The sequence below is a fragment of the Sulfurimonas sp. HSL3-2 genome (assembly GCF_039645965.1).
GTDB classification, from domain to species: Bacteria; Campylobacterota; Campylobacteria; order Campylobacterales; family Sulfurimonadaceae; genus Hydrocurvibacter; species Hydrocurvibacter mobilis.
In genome coordinates, this window is record NZ_CP147917.1 from 1,265,916 (window position 1) to 1,279,162 (window position 13,247).

Sequence of the window (13,247 nt, forward strand, 5' to 3'; positions counted from 1 at the left end):
TCTAAAAACCGCGGCCGTGTTCAATACTCGGATTTGCAAAAGTATAAAGTATCTCTTCTATAGAGCAATATCTCTCTCTTTTTTCAGCACTGATACCCTTCTTTTTTAAGAGTTGAAAGATATTGTCCAAGAACTGTGGTAAAGCCTCTTTTACCGAGTTGCTAAGCCCTACTTCAACAGAGATGATATCTTCGGGAGTGATACTGATTATTGTCGTCTCTGCCATATTTTCACTAAGAGAACATATCTGCAGCATCTCCGCTATCTCGACCTCGTTTGCCGTCTTTTTTATCAGAGAACCCTCAATAAACTCCTCACTCTTTTTAATAGTGATAGAACCGGCTTTCGTGCTGTCATCAGAAGATGTATTGACTATGATGACATGTTCAAACTCCTGAAGCAGAGGCATCAATTTGAACCCTAAGGTCCCGCCGTCCAGTATTGTGATATTTGGCATAAGATCATAGTTCTCTTTTATGTACTTTACAGCGTATAGCCCTATACCCTCATCTTTAAAAAACGTGTTTCCGGAACCTATCAATGCTATTTTATCTTCCATTTTCACCCCATTGTCTATTGACTGCATAATATGCCTGACCAAGCGCGATCGAACCGTCATTTACAGGCGTATCTTTTTGTATATAGTACCTGATTTTTCTTTTTTTGAACTCTTTGGCAAGCTTATCGACAAGTACACGGTTTTGAAACACTCCTCCGCTAAGCACTACAGGGAGTAACGGATATCTGCCCGCTATATCTAAGATAATATCTACCACCGTTGAGATGAACATTGATGAGATCGTCGCCGGATCTTTTACATGTAATATCTCTTTTACCATAGCACTTATATCTATACTGTCATCTACTATAGTGTAACTAAACTTTCTATTCAGATCTATTTCTTCCTCTACTATGCTCTCTAACAGTAGGCCGCTCTCACCTTCATATCCGAGTATTTGAGCTACTCCTGCAAGCGAAGCCACCGCGTCAAAAACTCTTCCCATAGAGGTCGTATAAGGGGAGTTAAGTCCCTTTTGCCACATCGTATGGAGCGATTTTATCTCATCGCTAGTAAAACTCTTTGTCGTCTCACTCTCTAATGAGAGTATCTCCTCGAGTGTAAAGCATTCAAACAGAAGTGACAGAGCAACACGTCTTGGTTCTTTGACCGCTTTTGCTCCGCCTAAAAGACGAAACGGTTTGAGATGATGCACTCTCTCATAATCATCTACGTCGGACAACAGCACTTCTCCACCCCAAAGAGCACCCCCTTCACCGTACCCTGTCCCGTCAAAACAAAAAGAGAGTACCTTCTCATCTAAATTATATTCTGCCATACAAGCCAGTGCATGTGCGTAATGATGCTGAACCTCTAAGAGTTCTATATTGTCACTCTCTTTTGTAAACTGTCTTGCCCATTTTGTCGTCTCATATTCGGGATGTCTGTCGCATACGATGATATCTGGTTCAAAGTCGTAAAATCTTTTAAACGTCTCAAGCGTCCTTGTAAAATACTCAAACGCTTCCAGAGAGTTCAGGTCTCCTATATGAGGTGAAAGTACTATATGTCCGTCAAACGCCAGTGCAATGGTGTTTTTCTGGTTTGCACCTACTGCCAATATCTTTTTACTGCTCTTTTTAGGAAGTACAATACTTTTTGGCGCATATCCGCGGGAAACTCTTATAGACACTTTCTCATCCCCGTTTTGCATGATGACACTGTCATCGCATCCATTAACTATCTCTCTGTCATAGGTCAGTACCGCGTCGACCACATCGCCAAGTTTTGTGAATATATCCTTCTCATCGATGATAATAGGCTCATCACTTAAGTTTGCACTTGTGGCGACTATCGGTCTGTCTAACTCCTTTAACAAAAGAGTATGAAGCGGAGTATACGGCAAGAACACTCCGACTCTTTGTATATTCGGAGCGACATAAACAGAGAGAGTAGAGTTTTTGTTTTTATCCACTACTACGATAGGATGCTCTTTTGAGAGGATAAGTCCCTCCTCTTTACTGCCGATAAATGCCTCTTTTTTCAGTGCCTCAATATCTTTAAACATCACGGCTAACGGCTTACTCGGACGTTTTTTTCTCTCCCGCAGCGTCGATACCGCTTCATCACTTAAAGCGTCACATACCAGATGAAAGCCGCCAAGCCCTTTTATAGCCACTATCTTTTTCTCTTCTATCAGTTTACATGTAAGCCCAATGGCATCATTGTTTTTTACTATCTCTTTGCCGTTACGGTCAAGCAGATACAGAGTCGGCCCGCACTCCGGACAGCTGATAGGCTGGGCATGATAGCGTCTGTCGTTTGGATCGTTATATTCTTTGGCACATGTTTTACACATTGTAAAGACGTTCATAGAGGTGTTCGGTCTGTCATAAGGGAGTGTCTTGATAATGGAGTATCTCGGTCCGCAGTCCGTACAGTTTATAAAAGGGTATGCATATCTGCGATCTGTCTTGTCATTCATCTGTGCTTTACATCTCGCACACAGCGCGACATCCGGTGAGACCATTGTAGTCGTGACTACACTTGCTTCTGAATGGTGTATCTGAAAACTTTTTTCACCTGTAGCGATGATATTATGACTCTCGAGGGTATCTATTCTTGCAAGCGGCGGCGGACTTTCTTGGAGTGTGTTTAAAAATAAAGTGAGGTTTTGTTCATCACCTTCTACTTCTATTACCACTCCCTCGGAGTTGTTTAGTACGTATCCGCCTAGGGCATGCTTGAGGGCTGACTGATAGACAAAAGGCCTGAAACCGACCCCTTGTACGATCCCCTTTACATTGACTCTTAATCGTTTAGAGGTAAACTCCACCGACAACGGCGTTCTCCTTCCCTATCGGATAGTTGATATTCATAAAAGGCGGTGTGAGCTTCAAATTTCTCTGCATACGGCTAAATAGGGACTGATTTGCAAAATGACTGCCGCAAAGAACAATATTCTTTGCTTTGGTCTTTGTCTGTATCTCTTTTATAAGCTCACTAAAATAATCTCCAAGAGATTCAAAGATAGAGTAGCTCAGCATTACGCTTCCAACACCGCCGAGCTGATAACTGACGATACTGGATAAAAATGCGGTATGGTCAAAACGGTTGTCTTTGACATGGGTATCTATCTGGATACCGCCTTTGCCTATAAATTTCAGCGCCTCTTTTGTAACGCCCCGCATACTTTCATCTTCAAGCCCGAGAATGATAGCAGTAGCTTCAAACAAGTCGACCTCACCTCGTTCTTGAAGCCCTTCGAGCTTTTTATAGAGATCCGGCATCTTCTCTTTTAAATTTTTTACCAGCCTGTCCGATCCTTCCCTAAGGGTCGTCATTCTCTCTAACAAGTCCATTGCATTAAAATCACGTGAGGGGACGACTCTGATCACTTTTTTGCCGTCATAGTATAAAAATGAAGCTTCCTCATCAAAATATGTTCCCACACAGCTGCTGCCAAAAAGCTGATGTTCTGCGATAACCGACATAAACGACGCTTCATCCTGATGCATCAGAGTCTGGTTTGAGTGCCAGTTCTCTTCATCATGACCTTCAAGAACCATTACCTTTGCGACTTTTGTCGATTCAAAATGCTCCATCTTGTCAAAAAGCATCATCTCATCGCTTCGAACACCGATAAGATGATGAGCGATACTCAACGTATCCGTGGCAGGAGCCAGCTTTGATGGAAAACTCACTCTCTCACCTGAAGCTATAAACTGGATATCTTTGTTAATAAACAGCCTCATATCCTCTTGGTGCGTCACTTCCAGATCATAATCCATCAAGATATCTGCCTGCGTGTCTTTGTCGGCATCTTCATAGGATATATAATCCTGATTTAAAGTCTGCAGCTCTTTTGCAAGCAGGATACTAAATCCGTCATCGGGATATTTTACATCGACTGTATCACCGATCTCTTTTTTTAAGGTCTCCTCTTTTACGGCTACATGTAAGATAGGACGCTCGATGCTTAGAAGTGCATTGAACTCCTGTTCTATCAAAGAGAGATAATCCGTGATCTTTTTGGCATTGATCATCATCAGTATAGAGCCGCTGTTTACATGTTCCGGCTTATAAAAAAGTCTGTAACCCATTGTCGTCTTTACCAAAACTCGCTTATTGTCCATCAGGGCTTTTGCGGCGACTTCGAACATAGTCCTGAAACTTCCTGCATCGTTTGCATAGCGTTCATTGTTTTTGTTCATGAGACGAACAGCTACACCGCATTTATGACAGCTGTTTATATGATGGTTCTCTCTTATTCCGACGCTGTTTATTTCAGACTCGCAATCCTCACAAGGCTTGAAAAATCGAAATGACGTATTTTTGCGTTCATAAGGAAAATTGGTAAAAAAACCATACTGTCCGCCGCAATGGCTGCATGAGGTAAAAGGGTAGTAATATCTTCGCGAAGATGGATCAAAAAGCTCTTTTTGGCAAGAGGGACAAAGCCCGAGTCCAAGAGGATATTCTACGCTGTAAGAGGGCAGAGAATCTGGAATATCATCCGTATTATAATGATCACTGCCTGTTAAAAAACATGAGGCGGGAAGTCTTTTGGAGATAGACTCTATACACTCTTGAAGATTTTTGTTTTGTGAGTCAAAAGCAAAAAGAAGTTTTCCTTTTTTGTTTGCGGCAATAGCATTGATCCCGAACTCTCTGATAATACTGATAATATAATTTTTTATATAGGATTGAGAGGAGTTTGTTTGAAGTTCCAGCACGAATGCCATTGATATCCTTTTCATAATCAGACAGTTAACTGCCTGATTATAACTTTAAAACCATTAATTTTCTTTAACGAACTTGCTTCCGCCAAAGACGATTGCGATATCACCCTCTTTCCAAAAGATCGTTCTCCATATCTGATAATAAATATGGAATACGACCCAAGCGACAAGGATCCACATTGTATAATGATGAGATATTCTAACATCCATGATAGTACCGCCCGTTACAGGGATGGTCCAGTCCGTTGCCAGATGAAGAAGCCAAGGCCACCAGCCTCCGATAGAACTGATTCCAGATTCAAGTCCTGAGACATAAAGTTGAAGTCCCGTAAACAGCATCCAAAACAGAAGCAGATGGAAAATAAGAAAATAAACTGCGTTAAAGCTGTCTGCATGAGCAGAATTGAACTTTTTACGTCTATTTAGAGTCACAAGATTAAGAACAACCTCGATAAACTCTATAATATTCTTAAAGGACGGCAGAACCTTCTTGTACGCTTTTTCAAAACGGCTGCAAAAATAAAGATACGCGATCACTACCGATGTAACATCAAAGATGATCGCGACTATGAAGTGCCCCCATCTATTCCAAGCCATGACATACTTGTCAACGGCACCGTCTGCCATCAACGTCTGATAGTACGGATGACCTATATATAATCCGGTAATAATCGCTACTAACATAGAGATCGCATTTGCCCAGTGGATAATGCGACCTGCGGTAGTCATACGTTTTACCTGTTTATATTCAGAGCTCATAATAATCTCCTTAGACACTACATTGCGTATCTATTTTATAGACACCTAACTCTTTTCCTTTTGTATCGACTACGTGCACGGCACATGCGATACAAGGATCAAAACTATGGATCGTGCGTATGATCTCAAGCGGCTGCTCAGGATCTGCGACTTTGATACCGATCAGACTCGCTTCATATGCACCGAGTCTTCCTTTATAATCACGCGGTGCCCCGTTCCATGTAGATGGGACTACGGCTTGATAGTTTGAGACTTTACCTTCATCGATACGTACCCAGTGTCCAAGTGAACCACGAGGTGCTTCTGCAAGCCCCATCCCTTTTGTCTTGACACTTACTTTGTTAAAGTCAAAATCAGTCCAAGTACTTAAGTCACCTGCGGCTACGTTTGCTGCCAGTTCATCAGCCCATTCAACAAGAGCATCAGCCATAATAGTCGTCTCTATCGCACGAGCTGCAGTTCTTCCGATCGTACTAAAGAGTACTGCAACAGGAAGATTTCCACGTTTTAAGAAATCCATCACATACTTCGTAATACGTTCATCTTTACGTGCTACACCCACAACCATACGAGCCAAAGGTCCGACCTCTACACGTGTATCATTGTAGATAGGAGATTTTATCCAGCTGTATTTCTCATTAGTCTTAAGATATGCCACACCGTCTGAGCGTTTGTCAAGACCGGTATAGTTCGGTATAGTCTGTCCGTCATACGGATGAAGCGGTTTCGCTCCCTCATACCAAGAGTGAGTGACATCTTCCGCGATCTTTGTCGGATCTACATCTTCGACTTTAGAGATATCCCCGCCGTAAACTATTCCGCTTGGAAACAGCAGAGCCGAGTTATAAAAACCTGTATCGTCCAGACGGAAGTCTCCGTAACTCATATAGTTAAGAAGTCCCCCTCCTGTTCCGCCTACGCCTTTACCTTCCATAAGTTCAGTAAACGTCGCTTTAGAGTCTGTAGCTTCATCCGCATACATAGTCCCTGCCATATAAACATCTGGAAGATAAGCTTGTTTTACAAACTTCGTACCGTCTGCTAAAAGCTGTTTAAACAGAGCTATACGTGCTGGATTTTCAATATCCTGAACACAAGTGACACCGCCCACGACAATCGACTGTGGATGCGGGTTTTTACCGCCGAAGATCGCCTGCATCTTCGCTAGATCACGTTGAATATCGAGTGCTTTTAAATAGTGTGCGACACCTATGAGGTTTTGTTCAGGAGTAAGTTTATAGTGCTTATTACCCCAGTATCCGTTACCGAATATTCCAAGACGTCCCTGCTTTACAAACTTCGCTACACGCTCTTGGACCTCTTTAAACTCGCCTTCGCCGTCAGTGTAAGGAGCAACGCCTGCTACTGTAGCCCATTTTCTTGCTTCAGCAGCGGTTTTTGCAGGATCAGCTGAAAGAGCTGAAACGACATCGACAAAATCAAGTGCATGCAGATGATAAAAATGTACCAAATGGTCATGGACATAGAGTGAACCTTGGATCAGGTTACGGACAATACGTGCATTTTTAGGTATAGTGATGTCAAATGCATCCTCTACAGCTTCTATAGATCTTTGATAATGTGTTCCCGTACAGACACCACAGATACGCATAGCAAGTAAACCGCAATCACGAGGATCTCTGCCTTGTAAGATTGTTTCAATCCCGCGGAACATCGTTGAAGCACTATACGCATCCACTATCGTATTGTTCTCATCTATAACAGCTTCTATTCTTAAATGACCCTCTATACGTGTAATCGGATCGACTACAATATGACGCTTACTCATTATGCTTCTCCTCCATCATCTTTTTTTCCTGCAAGTGCACTGGCAACAGCATGAATACCTATACCGATACCGGCTGCTGTAAGTAGTCCAAGACCAAATTCATCTACAGACTTTTCAACTCCGCCTGCCGGTGCTTTTATCTTCGCATCTGCCATAGGACGCTCATATGCGTATTTATCCCAGAAATCAGGTTCAGAACAGCCTATACATCCGCGTCCGACACCGATCGGCCAGTTCACAGCCTCGTTATAACGCACGATTGAACAGTTATTGAACGTCATTGGGCCTTTACATCCCATTTTATAAAGACAGAAGTTGTTTTGAGCACCTTTATCGCCCCACTCTTCGACATATTCACCGGCATCAAAGTGTGCACGGCGTTCACAGTTGTCATGGATACGGTAACCAAATGCGAATTTTGGACGAAGAAGAGAATCTAATTCAGGTACCTGTCCTGTCAAAATATAGTGGATGATCACACCCACCATGTTTGCAGGATTCGCCGGACATGCCGGGATATTGATGATCGGTTTGCCTTTTACGACATCCATAACACCAACAGCACCCGTTGGGTTTGGAGCTGCAGCAGGGATACCGCCGTATGTAGCACAAGAACCTACAGCTATGACTGCTGCAGCATCTCTGGAAAGACGCATCAAGTGATCATAAAATGTCTCGGCACCCGCACCGATAGTTCCATATTGACCGTTCATGCCCATCGGGACAGATCCCTCGACAAAAAGAAGGTATTTTCCTCTAAAGGTTTTAATAGCGTCTTCCAGCTGTTTTTCTGCCTGAAAGCCCGCCGCAGCTTGAAGTGTCTCATGAAACTCTAATGATATGATATCAAGGACGATCTCATCTATCTTTGGTCCGTCTGAACGTAAAAGTGCTTCAGAATTCCCTGCACAGTCTTGCAGTTCTATCCAGATAACGGGAGCACGGTTCATTAGTTCAGCCGCCTGAGCGACAAGAGGAGAAAACATTGGAGGAAGCATCAGCATCGCTGTAGTAGCACTGACCCATTTCATAAAGTCACGTCTATCGACACCGTTTTCACTTAATAATTCACTGAAGTCCAACCTATTGGCCGGCTGTGTGGAACGCAGATCATTTAATCTTGCTTGACATCTCTCGAAGAGATCGTTGTAATAAGACTCACCTTTGTTTGTCTCGACTCGAGCGCTTTTTGAGGTAAATAACTTCTTCACCCCTTCGATTCTATCTGGCATCCCAAACTCCTTACAAGTGAATGTTTGTATACCATGGTAACTCAGCGAAACTTAAACAAGTATAAGAATCTTTTATTTTTACTTAAAAAGAAAATTTGTTATTTAATTTAAGGACTAAGAGTCAATGTTTCTTTGTTGCTGATTCTTTTACCCAAAACTCTTTGTCTTTAGCAGAGACCCATACTTTGTTTATAAAGTAACCTGTTATTTTTATCCAGTTCCCTTTTTTTATGTATGAAGTAAAACTTGTATCTTTTTCCCATATCTCCGTTTTCTTTCCATTTGGGCCGTCATATATGTAAGTATTGTCTTTGAGTCTATATGTCGTGGCTTTAAAATATGTTAGATTGTTTTCCTCTTTTTTATATTCTTCTTTCATGATCAACTTCGGAAACTCATTGTCCGGAGTCTCGATATTGGTAATCTTGGAGTTTAAATTTTGTATCTCTTTCTCTTTTCGTTCTAAAAGTGCTTTACTGTTTGCCACTTCTTTTTTTAATGCTTCTATCTCTTTTTGATACGGCTCTTTATTTCTGGAGTTTAACTCCTCCATCGAATCTATCTCTGTCTTGAGGACTTGGTTTTTCTCTTTTACCTCAGAAAGTTCTTTTTGACAGCTTTCATAACTGCTTCTTAATTTTGAGATATCACTGACCATATCGTCTATTCTATCTATCTCATCGGCATTGAGTGACAGTATGACTAAAAATATAACTGCTAGTTTTTTCATTTTTAAGCCTTTTTTGTAAGTTTTACACCCATCTCGACATGATCTGTATACGGGAACTGATCAAACATAGCCATTCTTTGTATATCATGTGTTTTTGTTAAATAGATCAGATCTCTATGCAATGTTTCCGGATTACATGAGATATACAGTATATTATCATGTCTTGCTGCAAAGGCGCAAGATTCTTCATCCATACCTGCACGAGGGGGATCTACAAAGATGCTCTTTAACTCATACGAATTTATGTCTATCTCTGCCATACGGCGGAACTCTCTTACTCCGTCAAGTGCCTGTACAAACTCTTCGGCACTCATCCTGACAAATTCTATATTCGTCACATCGTTTAAAAGCATGTTGTTTTTTGCTGCTGCTATGGATGATTTTGATATCTCCGTTGCCAAGACTTTGTCAAACTTTGAAGCAAACGGAATGGTAAAGTTCCCGGCACCGCAATAAAGTTCCAAGAGGTCACCGTTTATCCCGTCAAACTGATGCATCGCCCAAGCGATCATCTGCTCGTTCACTCTTGGATTTGGCTGCGTAAAGCTGTTTTCTATCTGCATGAACTTATAGTCTGAACCGTTTACATGTAAGGTCTCCGTCACATAGTCCTGACCTACAACGACTTTTTGTTTTCGGCTTCTTCCTATGATGTAGACACCAAGCTTTTGTGAGATCTCTTTTGCTTGCAGCTCCCACTCGGTATCTAGCTTTTTATGATACAAAAGCGATACTACGATCTCTCCGCTTGATGATGATAAAAAATCGGCACCGAAAAGCTTTTTATCTATCTGCTTATCTTTGATCTCCTTCAGTAGAGAAGGCATAAGTTTTAAGATATGTTCGTTTACCTGCGGACACTCGTCTATGATGACTACACCCTTATGTTCAAGTGCATTCATTGCATATTGTATATCATCGCCGATATGCCATATTTTAAATTCGGCTCTTGCCCTGTAGCCGCTATCAGGCGATTTGCAGATATCTATCTCAGAACTGTACATATCTTTAAAACGCTCTTTATTTAACTCGATCTTTTTTAGAAGCTGCCCCTCGTACCCATCCTTATAGTTACGACAACTTCCACATTCACCAAAATATTTACAATTCAAAAAAATCCCTTAATTATTTACTTTTAAAACCAGTTCTTCAAACTCTTGTATCGGCAGCGGCTTTGAACATAGATAGCCTTGAAAAGCGTTACACTCGACCTCTTTTAAAAATGCCAGCTGCTCTTTTGTCTCAACACCCTCTGCTATAAGTTTCATTCCTAAAGAGTGTCCCATCTTGATTATCGTATCGATATAGACCTTTCCTGACTTGGAATTATAATCATCTATAAAAGTCTTGTCTATTTTTATTACGTCAAAAGGAAACTTTTTAAGATATGACAAAGATGAATAACCAGTACCAAAATCATCTAATGATATCGTAAACCCTAGAGAATGAAACAGATTTACTATCTCAAACGCATCGTCAGCGCTGTTTATAAATACAGATTCCGTAAGTTCTATCTCTAAGTTATGAGACTCTGCTCCGCTGTTTTTAAAGATGGTCTTAAACCTGTCTATGAACTTTTCATGTGCGATCTGTTTTGCTGAAAGATTGACAGACAGGAGCATATCTTTAAATGCACTGTTTTTTGACCATTGCTCCTGCTGCGCAAATGCCGTATAAAATATCCATTCTCCGAGTTCAACGATAAACCCGCTGTTTTCTGCGATCGGTATAAACTCATTTGGAGGGATCAGACCGTTTTTCGGCGAATTCCATCTGATAAGTGCTTCAGCTCCGATGATCTTTGAAGTTTCAATATCGACTTTAGGCTGATAATAAAGTTCAAACTCTCCGTTTTTCAAAGCATCACGCATCTTATTGTTCGTCTCTATCTCATTAATGATCTTTTTATTTAGCTCTTGCGTGAAGAAGTGATATCTCGCTCTTCCTTTATTTTTTGCTTCGTAAAGTGCTATATCCGAGTTTTTAAGGAGGCTTTCTATATTTTCACCGTCTCTCGGGTAAAAAGCCACACCCATACTTGCAGATATATTTACTTTATTGTCATTTACAGTCCACTCTGAACTTACCATATCGAGTATTCTCTGCAAGATCGTCGTCAGCTGAAAATGTGAACCGTAGTCGCTGATGACTAGAACAAACTCATCACCGCCTATTCTGGCTACGATGTCGTTTGGCCTTACTGCATCCGGAAGTTTTTTTGCGACATCGACAAGAAGATTATCGCCGACCGAGTGTCCTAAAAGATCGTTGACATCTTTAAAACGGTCAAGATCCAAGAATACAAATGCAAACTCTTTATTGTCTCTTTTTGATTTTGCGATAAGTCTGGTCAATCTCTCATCAAGATGGTTTCTATTTGAGAGCCCGCTTAATTCATCGGTTATCGAGGATCTGTAAAGCTTCTCTTTTTCGATCTCCAAACGCGTAAATGTCTGTAACATCGATGCACGTATATACTCCATCTCTTTTATCATAAGAGCAGACGGTACAACCGAATTATAGTAAGCATATTGACGAAGTTTTTCAAGTGGATATATTATATATTTATCGATGACTTTCCAGAGAATAAAATAGACTAATAGAAAAATAATCATATAGATTATTAAAAAATTTATTTTCAGGTCTGAAAAGTTTTGTTGTATCAGTTTATGGTTTAAAACTAAAACAAGTGTCAACGGGACAAGCTTATCCTGCTCATAGATATTTATCTCTGTCTTAAAGCCCTCGTTATTTAGAAGATCATAAAAAGAGATATTTTTTAGCTTATCTGAAAACTGAGATCCTTTTATGTTGACAGGTTCTTCTATACTGCTGTCAAAGATGAGTTTGTCTTCATTAAAGACCAAAAACTTATCCACGATCTCATTCGATGCTATTCTACGGTCTATCATCGGTTCTATGACAGATATATTGTTTACGTTGTCTATGACTTTCGAAGCGTAATAACTGACTTCCAAAAGATTTTTTTGTATGTCACTGGCGATAAGATCGACCATTTTATCTCTTTGCGAGATATACATATAGATAGATATAGAGGTAAAAAGTATCACTATAGCCGAATAGAGGATTAAACTAAACTCTTTTATCGATAGTTTCATTTAACGATAGCCTCGGTAGGAAACTCTATAGAGTCGAGTTTTTGTTTTAACTCTTTTGAGAGATCTTTATTTATCCATTTCACCTCGTTTAATGATAAAAGAAAATCATCATATGTATAACCTTTTAAGTAAGGCTTTACCGTTTCATAATATTTTTTAGGATCTTTATGCATGACCTCAATTGCATTATCTATCGCTTTTTTAAGCTCTATAAACTTGTCTTTATGTGTCTCATACATATTTTTACTTGTGTACAGTGCATCGACGACGACTAATGTAAGTCCATTTTTTGTACAAGCGATCTCATGAAAACCGTTACGTTTTAGTCTAATGTCGTATGGACTATATGTCACTATAAGTACAGTCTTTGACTTAAACTTGGCACTTTTAAGATTCTCTATGATCGCCTGATCTTTATTTATATAGTTTATTCTGCTTTTGTCTACATGATACTCTTCTAAAAAATACTTTAATAAAAGACTGTTTACAGAGCCCATTTCCAGATAAGCGTCGATCTTTGAGTCTGAGTTTTGTATCTCTTCTATGCTTTTATTGCTAAATATCATATCACCGCCGTATGATCTGTCTAAAAGCATAACTGGTTCAAGGTTTTTATCTTTTCTTTTCATCACCGAGTATTCATACTGAGTTCCGGTAAAGGCATCTGATTTTCCGACATCATAAAGGCTCATACTCTCGCCCAGAGAAACTACGTTAATAAGCTTAATATTTAGCCTATCGAGCCATCCCTGCTCTTTTGCATAATAAAAAGGTGAGTAGCCTATCCAAGAGTTGCATGAGATCACCAATCTATCATCTTTCTTTGAGTCACAACCGACGAAGAAAACAGTTATCAAAACAATAAAAAGCAATCTCAT

At 40.4% G+C, this 13,247-nt stretch carries 10 protein-coding genes; all 10 read right to left on the reverse strand.

The features are described from left to right. Position 1 precedes the first annotated feature (1 nt). The 10 genes from WCX87_RS06350 to WCX87_RS06395 all read right to left on the reverse strand — a co-directional run bounded on the left by WCX87_RS06350 (position 2) and on the right by WCX87_RS06395 (position 13,247). Positions 2-559 carry a hydrogenase maturation protease gene (locus WCX87_RS06350; RefSeq protein WP_345978579.1) on the reverse strand — a complete coding sequence of 186 codons (558 nt, stop codon included), beginning with the start codon at positions 557-559 and terminating at the stop codon, positions 2-4. Further along, positions 549-2,834 (reverse strand): carbamoyltransferase HypF, encoded by a 2,286-nt coding sequence (hypF, locus tag WCX87_RS06355; RefSeq protein WP_345978580.1) that lies wholly within the window; start codon positions 2,832-2,834, stop codon positions 549-551. Before hypF ends, WCX87_RS06350 begins: the two co-directional genes overlap by 11 nt. Then, complete coding sequence (locus WCX87_RS06360; protein ID WP_345978581.1) at positions 2,818-4,743, reverse strand: hypothetical protein; 1,926 nt, start codon at positions 4,741-4,743, stop codon at positions 2,818-2,820. The genes hypF and WCX87_RS06360 overlap by 17 nt, the downstream gene beginning before the upstream one ends. A 54-nt stretch (positions 4,744-4,797) precedes the next feature. Further along, positions 4,798-5,499 carry a cytochrome b/b6 domain-containing protein gene (locus WCX87_RS06365; RefSeq protein ID WP_345978582.1) on the reverse strand — a complete coding sequence of 234 codons (702 nt, stop codon included), beginning with the start codon at positions 5,497-5,499 and terminating at the stop codon, positions 4,798-4,800. 10 nt (positions 5,500-5,509) lie between these two features. Continuing rightward, positions 5,510-7,288 carry a nickel-dependent hydrogenase large subunit gene (locus WCX87_RS06370; RefSeq protein WP_345978583.1) on the reverse strand — a complete coding sequence of 593 codons (1,779 nt, stop codon included), beginning with the start codon at positions 7,286-7,288 and terminating at the stop codon, positions 5,510-5,512. Further along, positions 7,288-8,520 (reverse strand): hydrogenase small subunit, encoded by a 1,233-nt coding sequence (locus WCX87_RS06375; protein ID WP_345978584.1) that lies wholly within the window; start codon positions 8,518-8,520, stop codon positions 7,288-7,290. Before WCX87_RS06375 ends, WCX87_RS06370 begins: the two co-directional genes overlap by 1 nt. 121 nt (positions 8,521-8,641) lie before the next feature. Next, positions 8,642-9,250, reverse strand: coding sequence for a hypothetical protein (locus WCX87_RS06380; RefSeq protein ID WP_345978585.1), 609 nt, complete (start codon positions 9,248-9,250; stop codon positions 8,642-8,644). 2 nt (positions 9,251-9,252) lie between these two features. After that, complete coding sequence (gene trmA / locus WCX87_RS06385) at positions 9,253-10,362, reverse strand: tRNA (uridine(54)-C5)-methyltransferase TrmA (RefSeq protein ID WP_345978586.1); 1,110 nt, start codon at positions 10,360-10,362, stop codon at positions 9,253-9,255. Between the two features lie 9 nt (positions 10,363-10,371). Next, the gene (locus WCX87_RS06390) at positions 10,372-12,369 is read right to left on the reverse strand and encodes an EAL domain-containing protein (protein ID WP_345978587.1); all 1,998 of its coding nucleotides are present in this window, start codon (positions 12,367-12,369) and stop codon (positions 10,372-10,374) included. After that, entirely contained in the window at positions 12,366-13,247 is an 882-nt protein-coding gene (locus WCX87_RS06395) for an ABC transporter substrate-binding protein (RefSeq protein ID WP_345978588.1), read from the reverse strand. The genes WCX87_RS06390 and WCX87_RS06395 overlap by 4 nt, the downstream gene beginning before the upstream one ends.

What these genes read in the sequence shown, in the direction of transcription:
- WCX87_RS06390 (WP_345978587.1), bottom strand. Translation starts at nt 12,369, where the DNA reads ATGAAACTATCGATAAAAGAGTTTAGTTTAATCCTCTATTCGGCTATA.
- WCX87_RS06375 (WP_345978584.1), bottom strand. Translation starts at nt 8,520, where the DNA reads ATGCCAGATAGAATCGAAGGGGTGAAGAAGTTATTTACCTCAAAAAGC.
- WCX87_RS06360 (WP_345978581.1), bottom strand. Translation starts at nt 4,743, where the DNA reads ATGGCATTCGTGCTGGAACTTCAAACAAACTCCTCTCAATCCTATATA.
- WCX87_RS06370 (WP_345978583.1), bottom strand. Translation starts at nt 7,288, where the DNA reads ATGAGTAAGCGTCATATTGTAGTCGATCCGATTACACGTATAGAGGGT.
- WCX87_RS06350 (WP_345978579.1), bottom strand. Translation starts at nt 559, where the DNA reads ATGGAAGATAAAATAGCATTGATAGGTTCCGGAAACACGTTTTTTAAA.
- WCX87_RS06395 (WP_345978588.1), bottom strand. Translation starts at nt 13,247, where the DNA reads ATGAGATTGCTTTTTATTGTTTTGATAACTGTTTTCTTCGTCGGTTGT.
- WCX87_RS06365 (WP_345978582.1), bottom strand. Translation starts at nt 5,499, where the DNA reads ATGAGCTCTGAATATAAACAGGTAAAACGTATGACTACCGCAGGTCGC.
- WCX87_RS06380 (WP_345978585.1), bottom strand. Translation starts at nt 9,250, where the DNA reads ATGAAAAAACTAGCAGTTATATTTTTAGTCATACTGTCACTCAATGCC.